The sequence below is a fragment of the Streptomyces sp. TRM68416 genome, assembly GCF_014596915.1.
Lineage (GTDB): Bacteria > Actinomycetota > Actinomycetes > Streptomycetales > Streptomycetaceae > Streptomyces.
Genome location: NZ_JACVWU010000045.1, coordinates 1 through 20,299, shown reverse-complemented (window position 1 = coordinate 20,299; position 20,299 = coordinate 1). Strand labels below are relative to the sequence as shown.

Sequence of the window (20,299 nt, the reverse complement as noted above, 5' to 3'; positions counted from 1 at the left end):
CGTACCTGGGCTTCATGTGGGCCCACCCCGGCAAGCAACTCCTCTTCATGGGCCAGGAGTTCGCCCAGGGCGCGGAGTGGGCCGAGGCCCACGGTCCCGACTGGTGGCTGCTGGACCCGGCCTACGGCGCCGAGGCCGACCACCGCGGCGTGCGGGACCTGGTCCGCGATCTCAACTCGGTCTACCGGGCGACCCCGGCGCTGTGGCAGCGCGACACCGACCCGGGCGGCTTCCAGTGGGTGGCCGGCGACGCGGCCGAGGACAACGTCTTCGCGTTCCTGCGGTACGACGCGGAGGGCGCGCCCCTGCTGGCGGTGTCGAACTTCTCCCCGGTGGTCCGCCACGACTACCGCCTGTGGACCCCCGGGGACGTGCCCGCCTGGCAGGAGATCCTCAACACCGACGCCGCCCGCTACGGAGGCGGCGACGTCACCCGGCCCGACCCGGTCAAACCGGAGGACGGCGGCATCCGGCTGACCCTGCCTCCGCTGGCCACAGTGTGGCTGACGCCGTATCCCGGCTGAGGCCCGCGCCGCGCCGGCAGGTGTCCGGATGCCCCGAAAGGGGCAGTCGGGGCGTACGACGAGCAATCCTCGTCCTCGCACCAGAGAAGGGCTGCCTCACGTGCGCACCGTCGGAGTGGAGGAGGAGCTCCTCCTTGTCGACCCGGACACGGGCGAGCCGCGGGCCCTGTCCGCCGCGGTTCTCGCCCGGGCCGCGCTGGACCGCGCGGACGGGGACGACGTGTTCGAGAGGGAACTGCACAACCAGATGCTGGAGTTCGCCACGCATCCGCAGTCCGACATGGACGCGCTGGGCAGGGAGATCGTGCGGTGCCGCAAGGAGGCGGCGCGGCACGCGGGCGGGATCGGCTGTGCGGTCGCCGCGCTGGCCACCTCGCCGCTACCGGTCAGCCCGTCCGTGGGGACGAACCACCGCTACCAGTGGATGGCGGAGCAGTACGGCATCGCGACGCAGGAACAGCTCGTCCTCGGTTGCCATGTGCATGTGAGTGTCGACTCCGACGAGGAGGGTGTCGCCGTCATCGACCGGCTGCGGCCCTGGTTGTCGGTGCTCGCGGCGGTGAGCGCGAACTCGCCCTTCTGGCAGGGCCGGGACACCGGGTACAGCAGTTACCGCAGCCGGGTGTGGCAGCGGTGGCCGTCGGCGGGCGCGACCGAGGTCTTCGGGTCGGCGCGGCGGTACCACCAGGTGGTCGCGGACATGCTCGCCACCGGGGTGATCCTCGACGAGGCGATGGTCTACTTCGACGCGCGGCTGTCCCGCAACTACCCGACGGTGGAGATCCGCGTGTCGGACGTGTGCCTGCACGCCGAGACGGCCGTCCTCGTCGCCACCCTCGCCCGCGGTCTGGTGGAGACCGCCGCACGCGAGTGGCGGGCGGGCCGGGAGCCCGCGGAGCACAGTGTGAGCGTGCTGCGGCTGGCGGCCTGGCAGGCCGCCCGGAACGGGCTGACGGACGAGCTGCTGCATCCGGTGACCATGCAGCGCATGCCCGCCCAGGCCGTGCTCCAGGCGCTGCTGGACCAAGTCGGGGACGCGCTGGCGGACTGCGGCGACCTGGATCGGGCCCGTGCCTGCGTCGCCGGCCTGCTGGGGCGCGGCAACGGGGCCCGGGTGCAGCGCGAGCTGATGCGCCGCAGCGGCAGTCTGCGGGACGTCGTCACCGAGTGCGTACGGCACACCCAGGGGTGAGTCCCGCGCCGGTCACAGCAGCAGGACCAGCGCGTAGACCAGGAAGAAGGCCGCGCAGATCACGGCGAGAGCGAGGATGAGGACCAGCGGTGCCTTGGCCCATCCCGTCGGCGGATTGTGCGTCTCCTGCGGGCCTGCCTCGGGCAGGCTGCTCTCCGCCGGCGGGGTTTCGCCCGGTGGTACGCCGCCGCCGGGTTCGAGACCGGTGGTGCGTTCGGGCTCCGGATCGGGGTTGACGTGGGTCATGTCCTCCGGGTCCCCCGAACGCGCCCAGATCATCAGTCGGCGGGTTGTCGGTTTCCGGCGCGGTTCGCTCGTAGCTGGGCTACATTCGAGCACCGCCGATAACTCTGCTCATCGGTGGCGTCACATTCGGTACAGCTCAGGAGCTGCGCATGCGCGACCTCGCCAAGGCTCCCGCGATCTCGTCGCCGCTGGTCGGCGGCCTCGCCGACGGCATCTTCGAACGGGCCGACCTCGATCCCACCCTGCCGGTCCTCACGCACCGCCCGACGGGTTCCGCCGCCTGGCAGGAGGTGACCGCGGTGGAGCTGCGGGACACGGTGGTGGACCTGGCCAAGGGGCTGATCGCGTCCGGGATCTCGCCGGGCCACCGCGTGGCGATCATGGCGCGCACCCGGTACGAGTGGACGGTCCTCAGCTATGCCCTGTGGGCGGTGGGCGCCGAGGTGGTCCCGGTCTATCCGACCTCCTCGCGCGACCAGGTGGAGTGGATCCTGAAGGACTCCGGCTGCGTGGGCGTGGTGGTCGAGGACGAACAGGCGGTCATGACGGTCGGCTCGGTGTGCGCCTCGCTGCCCCGGCTGCGCCATGTGTGGCAGCTCGACGCGGGCGCGCTCGACGAACTGGTCACCCGGGGCGAGCCGGTGCCGCAGACCACGGTCGACTCGCTGCGCCGCATCGTGCTGCCGGACTCCACGGCCGTGGTCGCCTACACCTCGGGCACCACGGGCCACCCCCTGGGATGCGCGCTCAGCCACCGCAACCTGGCCAGCTCCTGCGACACCCTGCTCGCCGGCTGGGGGCACCTGGTGGTACCGCCGGGCGGGCAGGCGTCGGTCCTCGCCTTCCTGCCCTTCTCCCATGTGTACGGCCTGATGGTGCAGGGTCTGTGTCTGCGCGGCGGCATGGTGATGGGCCACGAGCCCGACCTGACCGCGGACTCGCTCTCCTCGGCGCTGCGCTCCTTCCGGCCCACGTACTTCTGTGCCGTCCCCTCGGTGTTCGAGAAGATCTACAAGAACTTCCTGCGCACGACCCGGGAGTCGGGCCGCGGCGCCCTGTTCGAGCGGGCCGCCGCCACCGCACGGGACTTCGCCGCCGCGACGGAGCGCGCACGGCTCGACGAGGGCCCGGGACCGGGCCTCGATCTGCGGCTCCAGCACGCCCTGTACGAACGCACGGTGTACCGCAGACTGCGCGAGGCGCTGGGCGGCAGAGTGCTGTGGGCCACGTCCGGCGGCTCACCGCTCAGCCGCGAACTCGCCCATTTCTACGAGGGCATCGGCATCCCCATCAACGACGGCTACGGCCTCACCGAGACCAGCGGCGGGATCACGGCCCAGCCGCCGGGCCGGGAGCGGGCGGGCACGGTGGGCAAGATCCTGCCGGGCATGGCCCTGCGGGTGGCGGACGACGGTGAGATCCTGGTGCGCGGCCCCTCGGTGTTCCAGGGGTACGTGGGCGCGGAGTCGGCGACCCGGGCCGCGCTGCGCGGCGGCTGGCTGGCCACCGGTGACCTCGGGCTGCTCGACGCCGACGGCTATCTGACGATCACCGGGCGCAAGAAGGACGTGGTCATCACCAGCAGCGGCAAGAGCGTCTCCCCGGCCACCCTGGAGCACCGGCTGACGATGCACCCGATGATCCACCAAGCGGTGGTCGTCGGCGACAACCGCCCCTGCGTCGGCGCCCTGCTCACGCTGGACCCGGACTTCGTGGCGTGGTGGCGCGGCACCCAGGTGCCGCGCACCGACGCGCCGAACCGGGACGCCCGGGAGGCGAACGCGCTGCGGGAGGAGGTCGCGCGGGCCGTGGCCGCCGCCAACAGCGCGGTGTCGCGCTCGGAGTCGATCCGGGTCTTCCGGGTGCTGCCGGAGCCGTTCGACCTGTCCAACGGCATGCTGACTCCGTCGATGAAGCTGCGCAGGGACACCATCGTGCGGCACTACGCGACGGAGATCGACGCGATGTACCAGGCGCGCACGCCCACTCCGCGACAGAGCCCGGCCGACGAATGGGCACAGTGGGACGACGCCGACAATGTCTTCCGCTGACCGCGTATCCAGGACAAGTCGGGTGCGTAGCTCGCGACGAATCGGGAATCTGACACCCCAGGGATCCCACAGGACCGGCCCAGGGCCGACACGGGAGCACCCGCAGGGATCAGAGACAGGACGCCGGGCGAACGAACTGCAGTCCCGCCGGCGCCGGGCCGGGAAGGCGATATGGCGACCGAGCCGCGTTGGAAAGACTCACCGCCGTCCGAGACGGACGCGCACCACGTCAGCCGCTTCACGGGCGCGCTGGCCGATGTGACCGGGGCCCGCCTGGCCGCGGAGGATTTCCTCCGCGGTCTCGCGCGGGACGCGCCACCCTCCAGCCCCGACCACCTGGACGACGTACTCCTGGTGGTCGCCGAGCTGGCCGCGAATGCCGTGCAGTACGCGCCGGGCCCGTTCGAGCTGCGGATGGGCCGGACGTCCGACGGCGTGCACGTGGTGATGTGCGACAGCAGCACGACCCGGCCGACCCCGCGCCGGTTCCGTCCGCACAACGGTGGCGGCGGCATCGGCTGGTACCTGATCGAGGTGCTGGGCGAACAGGTCAGCGTCGTCCCGCACGAGCACGGCAAGGACATCCACGTATTCCTCCCTTGGTGAGCCGGGGCGCGGCACAGCCGGCGGAGAGGCGATCTTCGGCCACGTCGGTCCCCGGTACGGGGTTCTTCGCCACGCCTTCGCATGAGAACCCGGTTCGGGGGCACGGGAACTCACACGACGACGTACGCGACGATGGGAGTGGACACCATGGAGGCCGTGACGGTGGCAGAGGCGACGGCCACGGCGGGCAGGACCGGTCTCAAGGGGAGCCGGTCCGAACTGCCCTGGATCGATGCCCCGTCGAAGGTCGGGCCGCAGGACGCCCGCGAGCTGTCCCGGCAGTTCTTCGACCGCCTGGCGGTACTGGAAGAGGGAACCCCCGAGTACCAGTACGCGCGCAACACCCTGATCGAGCTGAATCTCTCCCTGGTCCGCTACGCCGCCTCCAGGTTCCGCAGCCGGAGCGAATCGATGGAGGACATCGTCCAGGTCGGAATCATCGGCCTGATCAAGGCGATCGACCGGTTCGAGCTCGCCCGCGAGGTCGAGTTCACGTCGTTCGCCATCCCCTACATCGTCGGTGAGATCAAGCGCTTCTTCCGGGACACCAGTTGGGCGGTGCACGTTCCGCGCAGGCTCCAGGAAGCACGTGTGGAACTCGCCAAGGCCACCGACGAGCTGCGCACCCGCCTGGGCCGTACGCCGACCACGCGCGAGCTGTCCCAGCTCATGTCGCTGTCCGAGGAAGAGGTCATAGAGGCCCGCAAGGCGGCCAACGCCTACACCTCCGCCTCCCTGGACGCCGCGCTCGCGCCCGACGGGGGCATCGAGGGGGAGAGCGTGCTGGCCGACCTCATCGGCGAGGAGGATCCGACGCTGGAGCTGGTCGAGGACTTCAACTCCCTTGCTCCGCTCATCTCCGAGCTCGACGAGCGGGAGCGCAGGATCCTGCACATGCGCTTCGTCGAAGAGCGCACCCAGGCCCAGATCGGGGAGGAACTCGGGATCTCCCAGATGCACGTCTCGCGGCTGCTCAGCCGGATGGTGAAGCACCTCCGCGCGGGCCTGCTGGATCCGCAGGTGGTCTGAGAGGCGGCCGCGGCGACCGGCCGCGAACGCCGCGCTGTGAGAGCACTCACTTCGTGCATCCCAGCACCCGACAGGCTTTGAAGTGCCCCGCAGGGGTAACCAGTACTGGCCGCCCGGACCCGTTGGAGGCAACCCGTGCCCATCGCCCGCCCCCTCTCCGTCGAAGTCGTCCTGCACGGGACGGACACCGCCGTGCTGACGCTGACCGGCCACCTCGACCTGGACACCGGAACGGAGTTCCAGCACCATCTCGCCAACCAGCTCCACCACGGACACAAGCACTTCGTGCTCGATCTGTCCGACGTGCCGTTCATGGACTCCTCCGGCATGAACATCATCCTGCGCGTCTACCAGGAGGTACGTGAAACCGCGGGAAGCGTGCACATCGTCTCCCCGACCCCTCCCGTACGGCGCATCCTGGACCTCACGGGTGTGAGCATCACCATCCCGGTCTCCGGGAGCGTCGACGAGGCCCTGGAGCGCGTGGAGAACGGACCGGGCCCCGAAACCGACCGCAAGACCTGATGCACCGTCAGGCGCTGCGGATCCCGGGCCGGTAGTCCTCGTCGACCCGGGCCGCCGCGGCGGCGCAGAACCCCTCCAGCCCCTTCAACAGCGCGGCTCGCTCCCCGGCGGTCATCTGCTCCAGCACGGAGCGGAGGGCCGCCTCGCGCCGGGACCGCAGATCGGCCAGGTAGGCCCGGCCGCGGCGGCTGAGGTGCAGGCGCAGCTCACGGCGGTCGTCGGCGGCGGCCTCGCGGTCCACGAAGCCGACGGCCTGCAGACGGTCGCACAACCGGCTCGTGGACGGAGGCGTGGAACCGAGAGCGTCGGCCAGTCCGCGCAGATTGATGCCCTCCTGGTGCTCCAGGATGAACAGCACACGCAGCTGGGAGGGGGAGACCGGGCTGGTCGATGTGCGTCCCCACACGACCTCCAGCAGCTCCGCCGCCCGGGACGTCACACGGGCCGCCTCATGGGGGCCGGGACGTGAGGTGGAGGAAGTCATCCCGACACTTTCCCAGGCTTCGGGGGACGGTGTCAGCTCGCCCGTGCCGTGTGCCGGTGCGGCGCGACGCCCACGGAAAGGAAGAGGTGCCGACATCGTGAACAGACTCGTGATCTCCCACCGCGCGCTGCGCTCGGCCGCCCCGCACCGGCTGCCCGACGCCCTGCGCCGCGTCCTGCGCGCCCACTACGCGGCCGAGTCGGCCGACTTCCTGCTGGCCGACTACGGCCACGGCGTCCTGCTGCCGGTGACCGACGCCGCACGGGAACGTCGGCCGCAGCCCGTGCACGGCACCCCGGCCGGCCGTGCCTTCTCCGCCCAGCGGACCGTCCTCGAGGAGCCGGACGGCGAGGGTGCCGTGCGGGCGCATCTGCCGGTGACGGCACGCGGCGACCGGCTCGGCGTGCTCTCCGTCACAGGAGTGCGGGCCCGCCGGGAACTGGGTGAACTCGCCGAGCTGGCGCAGGTGCTGGGCCATGAGGTGGTGGTCGCCGGACGCGGCACCGACCTGTTCCACCAGGCGCTCCGCCAGGAGCGCCTCACGCTCACGGCCGAGCTGCAGTGGCAGCTGCCGCCGGCCCGCTCCTGCGAGCGGCCCGAGTTCGCGCTGGGCGCCCATATGCACCCCGCCTACGGGCTCCAGGGCACGTGCTTCGACTGGGCGCTCGGCGCCGACCGGCTGACGCTGTACCTGGTGGACGGCACGGGCGAGGGCGTCGACGCCTCGCTGCGGACGCACCTGGCCGTCGCGGCCCTGCGCAACGCGCGCCGCGCGGGGCTCCCCCTCGCGGACCAGGCGGCCCTGACCGACCAGGCGCTGTACGCGCACTTCCAGGGCAAGGCCCATGTGCCCGCCCTGCTCGCGGAGCTGGCGACCACGACGGAACGGCTGCGCGTGGTGGCGGCCGGAGCCTCCCGGATGGTGAGGTTGCGCGACCGGGCGGCGACCACCGTCGACGTGGAGGACCAGCTCCCCCTCGGCATGTTCGAGGAGACGGACTACGCGGCGCAGGAGTTCGCCCTGCGCCCCGGCGACCGCCTCGTCCTCGTCGGCGAGGGGCGCCGGTCCGGCGCATCCGGCCCGGGCGGCGACGGCCCGGGCGAGCGCGCGCTCGCCCGGGCCGTGGCCGCCACCGGCCTGCTGCGCCCGACCGAGGTTCCCGCGGCCGTGCTGCGCGAAGTGGCGGGGCGACAGGACACGGGCGAACCCGACGCCGAGGCGGTGGCGGCCTGCCTGGACTGGTTCGGCGCACGGCCGGACGGCCACGACGGGACCGCTGCGCCCACAGGGTGATGCAGCCGCCCGAGGCGTGCCGCAGAAGGACGACCCGTGCCTCGCACGGGCGTTGTGCGCCGTCGGCCCGCGGACCCTCCTCTTCCGCAAGGTGGGTGCCGAGCGCGGCGGGGCATGGATACAGTTGTCGTCCGGCAATGATTGACGCTGGCCCGACGCCACCTGCGGGTGGGTGACGACGTAATGCGAACGAGGAGTTGTGTACGTGCCGGAGCACGATGGCGAGCGACAGCAGGGTCTGGTGACACAGCAGTTGGGCGTCTTCCTGCACGCCCAACGGGAGCAGATCGCTCAGCGCTGGGCCGACGAGCCCCTTTTCCGTTCGGTGTTCACGGTCTCCCGGGACGAGGCGGTGGAGGCGTCCCGGGCCGTGGTGGACGCGCTCGCCGAAGTGGCCCGCGCCGGACGGGTGGACGCACCCGACGCCACCGGATTCACCCTCGTCCGGGAGCAGTTGGCGAGGATGGCGGCCTCCCGGTCCCGGGCCGGCCTCAGCATCTCCCAGGTGACCACGGAAGTGGAGACCCTGCGCCCTGCGGTGTCGCAGCTGCTGGTCGCCGACCTCGCCGGCGCGCCGGAGGAACGCGTCAGGGCCTGCGACTCGGCGCTCACCGTGCTGATGGGCACCCTGCGTCTGGTCGTCATGGAGACGGCGCTGAACGAGGGGCAGGCACTCATCGAGCGCCAGCAGCTCCAGCTCCTGGAGGTCGCGACGCCGGTGGTCCGGCTGTGGGACGGCGTCGTCGCGGTTCCCCTGATCGGCACTCTCGACAGCGCCCGCAGCCAGGTGGTGATGGAGACCCTGCTCGATGCCGTGGTCGAGCAGCAGGCCCGGTTCGCGATCCTGGACATCACCGGGGTGCCGACGGTCGACTCCCTGGTGGCGCAGCATCTGATGAGGACGGTCGCCGCCGCGCGCCTGATGGGTGCGGAGTGCGTCGTGTCCGGCATCCGTCCCGCCATCGCCCAGACCATCGTCCACCTGGGGCTCGACCTGGGCACGGTGGTCACCCGGGCCAGCCTCGCCGACGCCCTCGCGTACGCCCTGCACCGCCTCGACGTCACCGTGGTGGGTCCGGCGCCGGGCGGTGCGGGCACCCCGTGAGCGACGCGTACCCGTCCCCCGTCCCGGGCCGTGTGCCGGTCCGCAGGCTCGACGACGTGCTCCTGGTGGCCGTCCAGGGCGATCTGCACGACGGCGCGGCCCAGCAGCTCCAGCAGGACGTCGTCGCGGCGATCGCGCACAGCGGGGCGACCGGCGTGATCATCGACATCGCCGAGGTGGACGTCGTCGACTCCTTCCTGGGACGTGTACTGGCCGAGATCGCGGCGAACGCGGAGCTGCTGGCTGCCGAGACGGTGGTGTCCGGCATGCGGCCCGCCGTCGCGATCACCCTGGTCGAACTCGGGATGGACCTGCCGGGGCTGCGCACCGCGCTGAACACCGAGCGGGCGATGGGGCTTGTCACCACCAACCGGTATCGGCCCCGCGCGGTCGGCCGAGGCCAGGAGCGACCATGACGGAGACGGCCGCCGGAGCCGGGCACTGCCTGCCGATCCACTCCGAGACGGATCTGGTCCGGGCCCGGCAGCACGTGCGGCAGACGGCGGCCCGGCTCGGTTTCGGACTGGTGGACCAGACCAAGCTGGTCACCGCGGCCAGCGAACTGGCCCGCAACACGCTGGTCCACGGCGGAGGCGGTGTGATGCGCGCGGAACCGCTGGAGAACAGCCGTACCAAGGGGCTCCGGCTTGTCTTCGCCGACGAAGGGCCCGGCATCGCCGATCCGCACCGGGCGCTGCGCGACGGCTACACCTCGGGGGGCGGTCTGGGCATGGGGCTGGGCGGAGCACGCCGTCTCGTCCATGCCTTCGAGCTCGACAGCACGCCCGGCCGGGGCACACGGGTGACGGTGGTCTCCTGGGTCGGCACGGCGCCGCGGCCGCGCGGGGGTGTCTGATGGCGCGTGTGTGGGACGTCCCGGTCCACGACCCCACCCGGGTGCGCGACGCCCGGGTGGCGGCCGAGGCCGCGTCGGCGCTGGCCGGGCTGGGCGAGCGGCGTACCGCGGCCGCGGCGCTGGTGGCCAGCGAGCTGGCCACCAACCTCCTCAAGCACGCCGGGGGCGGGCAACTGCTGGTCGACGTCGTCGCACCGCCCCTCCCTCGGTCCCCGCGGCCCGGCGCCGGCGTCGTGCAGATCGCCGCGATCGACCGCGGTCCGGGGCTCGACGACGTGCCCGGCGCCCTGAGCGACGGCTTCTCCACCGCCGCCTCCCTCGGCGCCGGGCTCGGCACCTGCCGGCGCGCGGCCGACACCTTCGACCTGCACGGCGCCCCGGGCCGGGGGACGGTCGCGGTGGCCCGGATCGGCGACCTGGCCGGGCCCGGCACACCGGCCGGGGCGAGCGCGCGAGCGGGCGGCATCACCGTGCCCTTCGCCGGCGCGGACTGCTCGGGTGACGCCTGGACGTGGGCGCGTTCGCACACGCGGCTGAGCCTGGTGCTGGCCGACGGGCTGGGCCGCGGGCCCGAGGCCGCCGCCGCGTCCGGCGTCGCGGTACAGGCCGTGCACCGCTCGGCGCACCTGGCCCCGGCCGAGCTGCTGCGTCAGGCCGAGGACGCGCTGCGCGGCACCCGCGGGGCCGCGATGGCGGTGGCCCAGCTCGACACCGGCACCGGAGTGCTGAGCTTCGCGGGCGTCGGGAACGTCGGCGCGCGGCTGAGGCACCGGGGCACCTGGCGGCCGTTGCTCTCACGCCCCGGAGCCGTGGGCGTTCACCGCCCCGCACGGCTCCACCAGCAGCAGGTGCCCTGGGCGCCGGACGGGCTGCTCATCCTGCACAGCGACGGCCTGCCCAGCCGCTGGACTCCCCCGCCGGACGCCTTCCCCCGCACGGCCGACCCGGCCGTGGCAGCGGCCGTGACGGTGCGCGACGCCAGCAGCTTTGCGCGCCCGGTGCGGGACGACCTCACCGTCGCCGTACTGTCTCCCGCGGCGGACGTGTCATGACGTACACCTGGCGGATCACCGACGTCACCCGGGCCGCGCGGGCGCGCATCGCCGTGGCGCGGCTGTCCACCGCGCACGGCGTGTCCACGCTCGACCGAGCCCGGATCACCGCCGCGCTCAGCACGCATCTGCGGCAGTGCCTCACCAAGGGGGGTGCCTGGCTGGTCACCCTGTCCGCCGTCGCGGCGCCCCGCGGGGAGCACCACCTGCACGTCCGGGTGGTCCCCGAGGGCGAGCCGCTCATCGCGCCCGCGCCGCCCTGGCAGATGAGTGTCCCCTGCGCCGCACCGCACACCGCGGCCGTCGGCGGCAGCGTGCCGGAGGACCGGGCCACCCTCGCCGAGGCGCTGCTGGGCGCCGACGAGGACACCGCGGCGGTGCTCGGCAAGCTCGCGGAGCAGGAGGAACTGGTCGCCTTCCACCGCGAGGAGCTGCACCAGACCAACCAGGGCGTGCTGGCGCTCCACGCCGAGCTGGACTCGGCCGACCGCGCCCAGCGCGAGGCGTTCGCCGCCGAGCACGCAGCCCGCCAGGAGGCGGAGAGCGCCCGCCGCCGCCTCACGTTCCTGGCCGACGCGAGCGCGGTGCTGACCGCCTCGCTGGACCAGGACGAGATCGTGCGGCGGCTGCCGGAGCTGCTCGTGCCGCAGTACGCCCGCAGCGTCGACGTCTGGCTCTTCGAGAACGATGCGGCGCGGCACCGGTCCGCGCCCCGTCCGGCGGCCGCGGTGCGGGCGGCACGCACGGGCCGTCCGCAGTACGCCGCCGAGGCTCCGGGCGGTCTGCCGGGTGTCGAGGACCGCCCGCCCTCCGCGCTCGCCCCCGGCAGCCCGATGCTGTGCGTGCCGCTGCGCATCCGGCGGGCGACGCTCGGCGTGCTGACGCTGTCGCCGCCCGGTGCGCGCTGGGACCCCGACGACGCCGTGATGCTGCTGGAGTTCACCCGGCGGGCCAGCATCGCGCTGGACAACGCGCGACGCTTCGAGCACAACCGTGACATCGCGGAGACCCTCCAGCGAGCCCTGCTCACGGAGCTGTCCGCACCACCCCGCCTGCGGCTGGCCGCCCGCTACCTGCCCGCGACCCACGGGCTCAACATCGGGGGCGACTGGTACGACGCCTTCCGTCAGCCGGACGGCAGCCTGATCACGGTCGTCGGCGACGTGACCGGGCACGGTCTGCACGCGGCGGTGATGATGAGCCAACTGCGCACCGCCCTGCGCGCGTACGCCGTGGACAACGCCAGCCCCGGTCAGCTGCTGACGCGGTTGCACGATTTCCTGCACCACCTGCAGCCCGATCTGTACGCCACGGCGGTCATCGCCCGTTTCCGGCCCGGGGACCCAACGCTCACCTGGGCCGCGGCCGGCCATCCGCCGCCGGTGCTGCGGACCGGGGACGGGTCGGCGCGCGCGTTGGACGCCAAGCCCGGTGCCATGCTCGGCATCCCGTTGCGCCAGGACATCGCCGACCACACCGAGCGGCTCCCGCCCGGGTCGACGCTGGCGCTGTACACGGACGGTCTGGTCGAGCGACGCGGCCTGGGCATAGACCCGGGCATCGACCGGCTGGCCGCGACGCTCGCCGGGTTCACCGCCGCCGAGCTGGACCAGGACCTGGACGCCGCGGCGGACCGGATCCTGCGCCCCATGCTGAGCGACTCCGAGGGCGACGACGACGTGTGCATGCTGCTGTGCCACGTGCGGGAGGACGAGGGGACCTGAGCGCCGCGGGGCAGGCTCGCCCGTGCTCGTTCATCTGCATGCCGCACCCGACTGGCGCAACGCGTCCGGGCACGGTGGGATCAATGAGGTGCGAAGCAGCGATCCAGGGGCAGGCGAACCACGTCGAGGCAGACCGCCTGGAGCCGCAGAAGGGACGAACACCGTGACACGACCCAGGATCCTGGTGGTTGGCGCAGGCTTCGCCGGAGTGGGGTGCGTCCGCCGCCTGGAACGCAAACTCTCCGCCCGCGAGGCCGACGTCACCCTGGTGACCCCGTTTGCCTACCAGCTCTATCTTCCGCTGCTGCCCCAGGTCGCCTCCGGAGTGCTGACTCCCCAGTCGATCGCCCTCTCCCTGCGCCGCAGCCGCAAGTACCGCACCCGGATCATTCCGGGCGGCGCCATCGGCGTGGACCTGAAGGCGAAGGTCTGCGTCATCCGCACGATCACCGACGAGATCGTCACCGAGGCCTACGACTACATCGTGCTCGCCCCCGGCAGCATCACCCGTACGTTCGACATCCCGGGGCTGACGGACCACGCCTTCGGCATGAAGACGCTCGCCGAGGCCGCCTACATCCGCGACCACGTCATCTCCCAGCTCGACCTCGCCGACGCCAGCCACGACCCGGCCGAGCGGGCCGCGCGGCTGCAGTTCGTGGTGGTCGGCGGCGGCTACGCGGGCACGGAGACCGCCGCCTGTCTGCAGCAGCTCACCCACAACGCGGTCAAGCGCTACCCGCGGCTGGACCCGGCCCTGATCAAGTGGCACCTGATCGACATCGCCCCGAGGCTCATGCCGGAACTGGGCGAGCAACTGGGCAAGGACGCCCAGGAGATCCTGCGCCGCCGCGGAATCGACATCTCGCTGGGCGTCTCGATCGCCAAGGCAGGGCCGGAGGAGGTCACCTTCACCGACGGCCGGGTGGTCCCCACCCGCACCCTGATCTGGACCGCGGGCGTCGTCGCCAGCCCGCTCATCGGCACGCTCGGCGCGGAGACCGTACGCGGACGGCTGGCGGTGACGTCCGCGATGAACCTGCCCGGCGAGGACGGTGTGTTCGCGCTCGGCGACGCCGCGGCCGTACCGGATCTGGCCAAGGGCGACAAGGACGCGATCTGTCCGCCCACCGCCCAGCACGCCATGCGCCAGGCCCGGGTGGTCGCCGACAACGTCATCGCCACCTTGCGCAACCAGCCGATGCAACCCTACGAGCACAAGGATCTGGGCCTCGTCGTCGACCTCGGTGGCCGTGACGCGGTGTCCAAGCCGCTCGGGGTGGAGCTGAAGGGCCTGCCCGCGCTCGCGGTGGCCCGCGGCTACCACTGGTCGGCGCTGCGCACGAACGTCGCCAAGACACGCGTTCTGACGAACTGGCTGCTCAACGCCGTCGCCGGCGACGACTTCGTACGGACCGGCTTCCAGGCGCGCAAGCCCGCCAAGCTCAAGGACTTCGAGTACACGGACGCGTACCTGTCCCCGGAGCAGCTGCGCGAGTACGTGACGGGCCCGAACGGCGAGGCATAGGTACGGACGGCGGCCCGGGGCGGGTGCTCGCCCCGGTGCCGTTCCTTGCGGGAGGCGGGTCGCGACCTGGAACGGGACAGCGAGAGGGACGGTGAGCGGACGGCGGACGTGCCGTTGCGGGCCCGCCTGCGGTCCCGCTTCGTCGCCTTCGACCCGGGCCTGCTGCGGCTGGCGGCCGGGCTGCGGACCGTCGGCTCGATCGCCCTCACCCTCGCCGTGCTGGCTCTGTTCGGCGCGGACATCACCCACCTGGTGGCGGGTGCCATGGCTGCGATGGTCTCCACCTTCGCCATCCGGGAGAAGCAGCGTCCGCGGCAGGCCGTCACGCTCGCGCTGGGCCTGCCGGCGGCGCTCGCCTCCGTGACGGCGGCGGCGCTGCTGCACGACCACACGGTGGCGAGCGACCTGGTCTTCGTCGTGCTCATCTTCGGCGCGGTCTACGGGCGCCGCTACGGCGACCGCGGCACCGCCGTGGGACTGATCGCGTTCCAGCTGTACTTCGTGGCCCTGTTCGTCGGCGCCCGCGTCGAGGACCTGCCGTGGCTGTACGGGGCGGTGACGGCGGCGGTGCTGTGCGGCGCCCTGGTCCGCTTCGTCCTCGTGCCCGAGACGCCGTCCGGCACCCTGGACCGGCTGCGTGAGGCCTTTCGCGCCCGGCTGGCCCAGTTGCTGGCCGCACAGATCGACCTGGTCGGGGCCGGTCCCCAGGATGCGGACCGGGCGCTGGCCGCGGTACGCGAGGGCACCGCGCGCCTGCACGAATCGGCCTTGCTGATCCAGGGGCGGCTGGAGGAGGGAACGGCCGACGAGGCCCTGGCCCGGACCGTGCAGCGACGCGTGGCGGACGCCGAGATCGCCGCCGAGCGCCTGGGGCTGCTGTTGCTGAGCGCGCGGGGCTCCGAGCGTGCGGACACCCTCGCCCTGCACCTGCCCGGCGCACCGGCCCCGTCCGCCGGGGGCCTGCCCGTGGACGAGGAGGCCAGCACGACGCTGCGCCGCGATCTGGCGGCGCTGCGGATGCTCGTACTGCATCCGGCCGTCGGGGGCGGCGGAACCGGCCTGGCCCAGGTGCGCAACCGTCTGCTGGGCTACCGCGAGGAGGAGCGTCCGCCCGGTGGCTCACCTGCGGTGCAGGACGTCTTCCGCGGCATCGGTGAGGCCGCACGCGCGGTCCTCGGACTGCGCACCGCGTTCGACGGGCCGCAGGACGGGGCGGACGACACCCCGGCCACGGCCCGCTCCCGTGAGGAGCTGGAGGTCGAGGACGCCGCCATCGACGCGGCCGAGGATGCCGCCGAGGAGGAGCCGACCGGCCTCGACCGGCCCACCACGCGGGCCGCCGTGCAGGTCACCGTGGGGTCGGCCCTGGCCATCGTGGGCGGCGAGCTGCTCTCCAGCCATCGCTGGTACTGGGCGGTACTGACCTGCTGGATCGTGTTCCTCAACACGGCTTCCACCGGGGAGATCCTGGTCAAGGGCTATCGCCGGCTGCTCGGCACCGTGCTGGGCGTGCTCGCCGGCATCGTGCTGGCCGGGATCGCGGGGCAGCACACGTGGACGGCGTTCGCCCTGGTGCTGCTGTGCGTCTTCGCGATGTTCTACACCGCGCCCCTGTCGTACACGTTGATGTCCTTCTTCGTCACCGCCGCGCTGGGCCTGCTGTACACGCTGCTGCACACGTACAGCCTGTCCGTGCTGGTGCTGCGGGTGGAGGAGACGGCGCTCGGGGCTGCCTGCGGGGTGATCGCGGCGGCGTTGGTGCTGCCGGTGCCCACCGACCGTCGTACCGACGAACTCCTCGCCACCGTCCTGCGGTGTCTGGGGGAGGTCACCGAACGGGCCGTCGACCAGCTCAGTGGCGGTCCCCCGGTCGACCTGCTGGACCGGGCACGCGAGCTCGACCAGGCGCTGGCCGATCTGCGGGCCGCCACCCAGCCGCTCACCCACCCGGTCACCCCGCTGCGGGCACGGCGCGACACGGCCCGTTACGTCGTGGCTCTTCTGGAGACGTGCGCCTACCACGCGCGGTCGCTGGCGGCGACCGCCGAGCTCCTGCCCATGCACCCCTCGATCGCGGCGGATCCGCGGCTGCGCGGGGCGGGGCAGCGCATCGTGCGCAACATCGGGGCGCTGGCCGGGCACCTCGCCGCCGGGGAGGAGGGCGGGAGCGTCGAGACCGGTTCCAGCGTCGCCGCGCTGCTGGGGCCGCAGGCCCCCGGGGCCACGCGGTACGGGCGGGTCACCGATCGTGTGCTGCGGCATGTACAGCGTCTGGACGAGTCGGTGGTGGGTCTGGCGCGTCCGCTGGGCGTCCCGGTGGGCCCGTCCTGACCCGGTCCCGGCCGGTGCGGCGGGGGCGCGCTGTCGGTCACAGGTCGGTGGGCAGGCCGCTTGCCTCGGCTATGCCCCGCAGTTCCTCGTCGATCCGGCGGCGCTCACGCAGACAGGTCACGATGGCGCTCAGGCGTTCCGGGTCGGAGGCGGTCTCCGCGTCGGTGATCACCCGCACCGGGCCGTCCCCGAAGTCGATGTCGACCACCTCGTTGTCGAGCCGCCCGGTGACCGCCGTGGCGATGACCAGGAGGGCCTCCTCCCGGACCGCCTCGGGCAGGTCCCCGTAGCCGTCCAGGACGGACTCCACGGGAGACAGGCGGTGCTCGTCGATGGCCCGCAGGGCCGGTTCGACGGCATCGAGCAGGAGCCGGAAGTCCGCTCCGCTCATGCGGGAGCGGAGCGTGTGCAGGTGGATGTCGACGGGGCGGCCGCCGGGCCGATGCTCGTAGTCGTTCATGGGGTGCGCGTTCCCCTTGTGCCGCGCCTCAGACACGTCTTCTGCGCGCGGCGACGAAGGAGAACAGACCGAACAGCACCAGGCCGAGGGCGACGCAGGCCAGCAGCCAGGGGCCGAGCGGTGTGTCGGCGAAGGACCGCAGTGCGTCGTCCAGTCCCTTGGCCCGGTCGGGGTCGTAGTCGACGGCGGCGCGGACGGCGAACGCCCCGACGACCGCGAAGACCAGGCCACGGGCGACGCCGCCGCCCACGCCCGTCACGTCGGCCAGCCGGCGGCCCGCCCCGGACATCTCCGCGATCTTCAGCTCGTCGTGGTAGGAGCGCCGTAGCGCCTGCACGCCCATCCACACACCCGCCACGACGACGGCGCACCCGCCGACGGCGACGATCCACTGCCCTGCGGGCCATTGCAGCACCTTGGCGGTGACGTCGCGCGACTGCTCGTCGCTGGAGCTTCCCCTGTCGCCATTGGCGGCGAACCTCAGTACGGAGTAGGCGGCGAAGGCGTAGAAGGCGCATCGGCCCGCGGCGAGCAGGCGGTTGCGGGCCTTGTGGCCGTCCGGGCCCGCGGCGCCGAGGACCGCCTCCGACAGGCGCCACAGCGCCATGCCGACGAGCCCGATGCCCAGCGCCCACAGCAGGACCGCGCCGAGCGGCTTGCCGGAGATCTGCTCCAGGGCGCCCTGGCGGTCCGCCTGCCGGCTGGTGTCGCCGAAGGCGATCTGCAGCGCGATGGCGCCCACCAGCAGGTAGATCACTCCGCGTGCGGCCAGCCCGACGCGGGCGGCGCCCTCGGTCACCGACGCGGTCACCTTCCGCTCGGTGGTCGACCGCCCGGCCCGTGCCACGACGCTCGGTTTCATCTTCGCCTCCCGCCTCCGGATGCCCCGTCACGGACGCCGCACACCCCCGACTGCCGGTACGGGCGTGCCCGTGCCCTCGGGAACCGGGCCGGGAAATCGCCGGTTCCCGAGGGCACGGCGTCAGTCGGCCCGTGAGGCGGCCGGAGTGGCCGACGCGGCCGGCGCGGCCGCGAGCAGGCGGTGCGCCGCCTCAAGGGCCAGACGGACCTCGCGCGTGCCGGTGGACACGCACAGCGTGTAGGCGAGGTCCCGCAGCCGCGGGTCCCGCTCGGCGCCCGGACCGGCGGCTTCGGCGGCCCGCAGGGCCTCGTACTCCTCGACCAGTCCGCGCAGGAAGGCGGGGTGGGGAACCAGCATGGTCTCGCTCCTCCTTCAGGTGTCGGTTTCAGGCGGCAGAGCCGTGTCGGCCGCCGGTCGAACGGCCCGGCCGGTGCCCCAGCGCCTCGTCCCGCACCCGGGCGCAGCTGCGGCTGATGAGCCGGGAGACGTGCATCTGGGAGACGCCGAGCCGGTCGGCGATGCGGCTTTGGGTCATGTCCTCGAAGAAGCGCATGTAGAGGATGGCGCGTTCGCGCTCCGGCAGGCGGCTCAGGCCCTCCTTGACCGCCTCCCGGTCCACGATTACGTCGAAGCCGGGGTCATGTTCGCCGAGGGTGTCGGCGAGGCTGTGGTTGTCGTCGCCGTTGGACAGTTCCGCGTCCAGCGACAGGGTGCTGAAGCTCTCCAGCGCGGCCATGCCGGTCGCGACCTCCTCCTCGGTCAGCCCGGTGTGCGCGGCGATGTCGGCGACGGAGGGTTCGGGGCAGCCCGGGGCCTGGGACAGTTCACGGCGGCCCACCCGGACCTTGTTCCGCAGTTCCTGGACCCGGCGCGGGACCCTCAGCGCCCACATCCGGTCCCGGAAGTGCCGCTTGATCTCGCCGGTGACGGTGGGCACGGCGTAGCTCTCGAAGGCTCCGCGATCCGGGTCGAACCGGTCGATCGCCTTGAGCAGGCCGAGTGCCGCGACCTGGCGCAGGTCCTCCACGGCCTCGCCGCGGTCGCGGAACTTGCCGGCGATGCGGTGGGCCATGGGCAGCCAGGCCCGGAGGAGTTCGTCGCGTACCGCGTCCCGCTCGGGGCCTTCCTCGAGGCTGGCCAGACGGTGGAACAGCTCGTCGGTGTCGGGGGCGTCGTCGTGCGATCGACGGCTGGGCGTGTGCGGTCGCGCCGAGACGCTGCGGTCGGCCGTGGGCGTTTCGATCAGCATGCGGAATCGCTCCTGAAGGGTCGCTTTCAGGGACTTGAACCGCGGGAGAAGGCAGGCGCGCAGTCCGAAGGAAGGTCCTCGGGCAGCCATACCGCTCCCACAGGCGCGCCTCCGGTCCGAAGCACGAAATTGCGACTGCCCGGCCCCCGGGGGCGCAAACTCCGCTTTCCGCAATGACTTTCGGGCGGCGTCTCAGCCGAGCGGGACCACCGCGGTGATGCGCTTGCCGCCGGTCGGCAGCGCCGACACCCGCACGTCGCGTGCCAGCCGGCACACGATGGGCCATCCGCGCCCCCCGAGCCGCCGACCGGAGCGCGGGCCACCGGAGTCCCGGACGACCGGAATCCGGTCGCTGGGGTCGCTCACCGAGACGCGGACGCCCGGCTCGACCAGGTCGACGCTGAAGTCCGTGACGCCGCCGCCGTGCAGGATCGCGTTGGTGACTAGTTCCGAGGTGACGAGCAGCGCGTCCGACACGGCGTCGCGGTCGCACGGCATGTGTGCGGTGCGGCAGCGTTCGGTGATCGCCCGCTCCACGGCCCGGCATGCGTCGGCGGGCTTGGAGACGTGCGCGCACCGTCGGTCGGTGGCGGACGGCTGGTGGAAGGGTTCGGACCTGTGCTCCGCGCACATCGCCTGGCTCCCTGGATCGCTGGGGACTTGCAGAACGGGTTGCCCCGCCGCGCCCCGGGGTCGGCCGCGGGGCGATCGTGCGGTCGTCACCCGGCCCCGCCCGCACGGTGGCCGGTCCGTCGGCGTCGGTCGCGCGGCGGACGGAGCGCCACGGGTCTCTTCTTCGGCTCGCCCTTGTTCGGCCGGTCAAACCTCCCGCGGCCGGGTCCCGCGGCCTGCTCGCGGATCGTCGGGGTACCCGGCCGGTATGACCGATGTAGTGGACTCGGACGAACTGCTGCGGCGCATGCAGCGCGCCAGGACGTGCGCTCGACGGGAGGAGGAGGCGTGGCGGGCGCGCAGTCTCGGCCTGCGCACCAGCGACCCGGAGGGCGCCCGGGAGGCCACCGTACGGTGGCTGGCCTACGAGACCGTCCTGTCGGTGCTGGACGAGATCCTGACGCCGGGCTCGCATCCCACGGAGGGTTAGGGCCTGTCCGGCGGATCAGGTCGCAGGAAAGCGACGGTGGCTCATCGCTCACCGGCATGATCCGCCGGACAGGCCCTAA

At 72.9% G+C, this 20,299-nt stretch carries 22 protein-coding genes; 15 read left to right on the top strand and 7 right to left on the bottom strand.

The features are described from left to right. Positions 1 to 524, top strand: a 524-nt coding sequence (locus ICC28_RS39470) for an alpha amylase C-terminal domain-containing protein (RefSeq protein ID WP_188293698.1), incomplete at its 5' end; no start/stop codon positions are given. Between the two features lie 100 nt (positions 525 to 624). Continuing rightward, positions 625 to 1,716, top strand: a complete 1,092-nt coding sequence (locus tag ICC28_RS39465) for a glutamate--cysteine ligase (RefSeq protein ID WP_188293697.1) — start codon at positions 625 to 627, stop codon at positions 1,714 to 1,716. A gap of 12 nt (positions 1,717 to 1,728) precedes the next feature. On the opposite strand, the gene ICC28_RS39460 is transcribed toward ICC28_RS39465, so the two are convergent. Continuing rightward, positions 1,729 to 1,962 carry a DUF6480 family protein gene (locus ICC28_RS39460; protein ID WP_188293696.1) on the bottom strand — a complete coding sequence of 78 codons (234 nt, stop codon included), beginning with the start codon at positions 1,960 to 1,962 and terminating at the stop codon, positions 1,729 to 1,731. Between the two features lie 149 nt (positions 1,963 to 2,111). Here ICC28_RS39460 and ICC28_RS39455 point away from each other — a divergent pair, with 149 nt between their 5' ends. The 4 genes from ICC28_RS39455 to ICC28_RS39440 all read left to right on the top strand — a co-directional run bounded on the left by ICC28_RS39455 (position 2,112) and on the right by ICC28_RS39440 (position 6,173). Then, the gene (locus ICC28_RS39455) at positions 2,112 to 4,013 is read left to right on the top strand and encodes an AMP-dependent synthetase/ligase (protein ID WP_188293695.1); all 1,902 of its coding nucleotides are present in this window, start codon (positions 2,112 to 2,114) and stop codon (positions 4,011 to 4,013) included. A gap of 171 nt (positions 4,014 to 4,184) precedes the next feature. After that, positions 4,185 to 4,619 carry an ATP-binding protein gene (locus ICC28_RS39450; RefSeq protein WP_188293694.1) on the top strand — a complete coding sequence of 145 codons (435 nt, stop codon included), beginning with the start codon at positions 4,185 to 4,187 and terminating at the stop codon, positions 4,617 to 4,619. A 147-nt stretch (positions 4,620 to 4,766) separates the two neighbouring features. Further along, on the top strand, positions 4,767 to 5,648 hold the full coding sequence (locus ICC28_RS39445; protein ID WP_188293701.1) for an RNA polymerase sigma factor SigF: 882 nt from the start codon (positions 4,767 to 4,769) through the stop codon (positions 5,646 to 5,648). A 135-nt stretch (positions 5,649 to 5,783) separates the two neighbouring features. Further along, positions 5,784 to 6,173 carry an STAS domain-containing protein gene (locus tag ICC28_RS39440; RefSeq protein ID WP_188293693.1) on the top strand — a complete coding sequence of 130 codons (390 nt, stop codon included), beginning with the start codon at positions 5,784 to 5,786 and terminating at the stop codon, positions 6,171 to 6,173. A 7-nt stretch (positions 6,174 to 6,180) separates the two neighbouring features. Here the strand turns inward: ICC28_RS39440 and ICC28_RS39435 are convergent, their stop codons facing one another. Further along, positions 6,181 to 6,657, bottom strand: coding sequence for a MarR family transcriptional regulator (locus ICC28_RS39435; protein WP_188293692.1), 477 nt, complete (start codon positions 6,655 to 6,657; stop codon positions 6,181 to 6,183). 97 nt (positions 6,658 to 6,754) lie between these two features. On the opposite strand from ICC28_RS39435, the gene ICC28_RS39430 reads away from it, so the two are divergent. The 8 genes from ICC28_RS39430 (at position 6,755) to ICC28_RS39395 (ending at position 16,547) form a co-directional block, all read left to right on the top strand. Further along, positions 6,755 to 7,951, top strand: coding sequence for a PP2C family protein-serine/threonine phosphatase (locus ICC28_RS39430; RefSeq protein ID WP_188293691.1), 1,197 nt, complete (start codon positions 6,755 to 6,757; stop codon positions 7,949 to 7,951). Between the two features lie 205 nt (positions 7,952 to 8,156). Then, complete coding sequence (locus ICC28_RS39425) at positions 8,157 to 9,056, top strand: STAS domain-containing protein (RefSeq protein WP_188293690.1); 900 nt, start codon at positions 8,157 to 8,159, stop codon at positions 9,054 to 9,056. Beyond that, complete coding sequence (locus ICC28_RS39420) at positions 9,053 to 9,472, top strand: STAS domain-containing protein (RefSeq protein WP_188293689.1); 420 nt, start codon at positions 9,053 to 9,055, stop codon at positions 9,470 to 9,472. Before ICC28_RS39425 ends, ICC28_RS39420 begins: the two co-directional genes overlap by 4 nt. Next, on the top strand, positions 9,469 to 9,912 hold the full coding sequence (locus tag ICC28_RS39415) for an anti-sigma regulatory factor (protein WP_188293688.1): 444 nt from the start codon (positions 9,469 to 9,471) through the stop codon (positions 9,910 to 9,912). Before ICC28_RS39420 ends, ICC28_RS39415 begins: the two co-directional genes overlap by 4 nt. Next, complete coding sequence (locus ICC28_RS39410) at positions 9,912 to 10,964, top strand: ATP-binding SpoIIE family protein phosphatase (RefSeq protein WP_188293687.1); 1,053 nt, start codon at positions 9,912 to 9,914, stop codon at positions 10,962 to 10,964. Before ICC28_RS39415 ends, ICC28_RS39410 begins: the two co-directional genes overlap by 1 nt. After that, entirely contained in the window at positions 10,961 to 12,688 is a 1,728-nt protein-coding gene (locus tag ICC28_RS39405) for a PP2C family protein-serine/threonine phosphatase (RefSeq protein ID WP_188293686.1), read from the top strand. The genes ICC28_RS39410 and ICC28_RS39405 overlap by 4 nt, the downstream gene beginning before the upstream one ends. Positions 12,689 to 12,851: 163 nt before the next feature. Further along, the gene (locus ICC28_RS39400) at positions 12,852 to 14,216 is read left to right on the top strand and encodes an NAD(P)/FAD-dependent oxidoreductase (RefSeq protein ID WP_282704137.1); all 1,365 of its coding nucleotides are present in this window, start codon (positions 12,852 to 12,854) and stop codon (positions 14,214 to 14,216) included. 114 nt (positions 14,217 to 14,330) lie between these two features. Next, on the top strand, positions 14,331 to 16,547 hold the full coding sequence (locus tag ICC28_RS39395; protein WP_188293699.1) for an FUSC family protein: 2,217 nt from the start codon (positions 14,331 to 14,333) through the stop codon (positions 16,545 to 16,547). Between the two features lie 37 nt (positions 16,548 to 16,584). Here the strand turns inward: ICC28_RS39395 and ICC28_RS39390 are convergent, their stop codons facing one another. The 5 genes from ICC28_RS39390 to ICC28_RS39370 all read right to left on the bottom strand — a co-directional run bounded on the left by ICC28_RS39390 (position 16,585) and on the right by ICC28_RS39370 (position 19,751). After that, the gene (locus ICC28_RS39390; RefSeq protein WP_188293685.1) at positions 16,585 to 17,007 is read right to left on the bottom strand and encodes a hypothetical protein; all 423 of its coding nucleotides are present in this window, start codon (positions 17,005 to 17,007) and stop codon (positions 16,585 to 16,587) included. 28 nt (positions 17,008 to 17,035) lie between these two features. Beyond that, positions 17,036 to 17,869 (bottom strand): DUF1206 domain-containing protein, encoded by an 834-nt coding sequence (locus ICC28_RS39385; RefSeq protein WP_188293684.1) that lies wholly within the window; start codon positions 17,867 to 17,869, stop codon positions 17,036 to 17,038. Between the two features lie 120 nt (positions 17,870 to 17,989). After that, positions 17,990 to 18,226 carry a DUF5133 domain-containing protein gene (locus tag ICC28_RS39380; protein ID WP_188293683.1) on the bottom strand — a complete coding sequence of 79 codons (237 nt, stop codon included), beginning with the start codon at positions 18,224 to 18,226 and terminating at the stop codon, positions 17,990 to 17,992. Positions 18,227 to 18,254: 28 nt separating this feature from the next. Then, positions 18,255 to 19,118, bottom strand: coding sequence for a SigB/SigF/SigG family RNA polymerase sigma factor (locus ICC28_RS39375; RefSeq protein WP_188293682.1), 864 nt, complete (start codon positions 19,116 to 19,118; stop codon positions 18,255 to 18,257). Positions 19,119 to 19,310: 192 nt separating this feature from the next. Then, positions 19,311 to 19,751 (bottom strand): ATP-binding protein, encoded by a 441-nt coding sequence (locus ICC28_RS39370; RefSeq protein WP_188293681.1) that lies wholly within the window; start codon positions 19,749 to 19,751, stop codon positions 19,311 to 19,313. Positions 19,752 to 19,998: 247 nt separating this feature from the next. Here ICC28_RS39370 and ICC28_RS39365 point away from each other — a divergent pair, with 247 nt between their 5' ends. Beyond that, the gene (locus ICC28_RS39365) at positions 19,999 to 20,220 is read left to right on the top strand and encodes a hypothetical protein (protein WP_188293680.1); all 222 of its coding nucleotides are present in this window, start codon (positions 19,999 to 20,001) and stop codon (positions 20,218 to 20,220) included. Positions 20,221 to 20,299: the final 79 nt, after the last annotated feature.

Coding starts and splice junctions, on each gene's coding strand:
- ICC28_RS39435 (WP_188293692.1), bottom strand. CDS start 6,657: ATGACTTCCTCCACCTCACGTCCCGGCCCCCATGAGGCGGCCCGTGTG.
- ICC28_RS39370 (WP_188293681.1), bottom strand. CDS start 19,751: ATGTGCGCGGAGCACAGGTCCGAACCCTTCCACCAGCCGTCCGCCACC.
- ICC28_RS39460 (WP_188293696.1), bottom strand. CDS start 1,962: ATGACCCACGTCAACCCCGATCCGGAGCCCGAACGCACCACCGGTCTC.
- ICC28_RS39365 (WP_188293680.1), top strand. CDS start 19,999: ATGACCGATGTAGTGGACTCGGACGAACTGCTGCGGCGCATGCAGCGC.
- ICC28_RS39385 (WP_188293684.1), bottom strand. CDS start 17,869: ATGAAACCGAGCGTCGTGGCACGGGCCGGGCGGTCGACCACCGAGCGG.
- ICC28_RS39455 (WP_188293695.1), top strand. CDS start 2,112: ATGCGCGACCTCGCCAAGGCTCCCGCGATCTCGTCGCCGCTGGTCGGC.
- ICC28_RS39410 (WP_188293687.1), top strand. CDS start 9,912: ATGGCGCGTGTGTGGGACGTCCCGGTCCACGACCCCACCCGGGTGCGC.
- ICC28_RS39375 (WP_188293682.1), bottom strand. CDS start 19,118: ATGCTGATCGAAACGCCCACGGCCGACCGCAGCGTCTCGGCGCGACCG.
- ICC28_RS39415 (WP_188293688.1), top strand. CDS start 9,469: ATGACGGAGACGGCCGCCGGAGCCGGGCACTGCCTGCCGATCCACTCC.
- ICC28_RS39405 (WP_188293686.1), top strand. CDS start 10,961: ATGACGTACACCTGGCGGATCACCGACGTCACCCGGGCCGCGCGGGCG.
- ICC28_RS39390 (WP_188293685.1), bottom strand. CDS start 17,007: ATGAACGACTACGAGCATCGGCCCGGCGGCCGCCCCGTCGACATCCAC.
- ICC28_RS39450 (WP_188293694.1), top strand. CDS start 4,185: ATGGCGACCGAGCCGCGTTGGAAAGACTCACCGCCGTCCGAGACGGAC.
- ICC28_RS39380 (WP_188293683.1), bottom strand. CDS start 18,226: ATGCTGGTTCCCCACCCCGCCTTCCTGCGCGGACTGGTCGAGGAGTAC.
- ICC28_RS39445 (WP_188293701.1), top strand. CDS start 4,767: ATGGAGGCCGTGACGGTGGCAGAGGCGACGGCCACGGCGGGCAGGACC.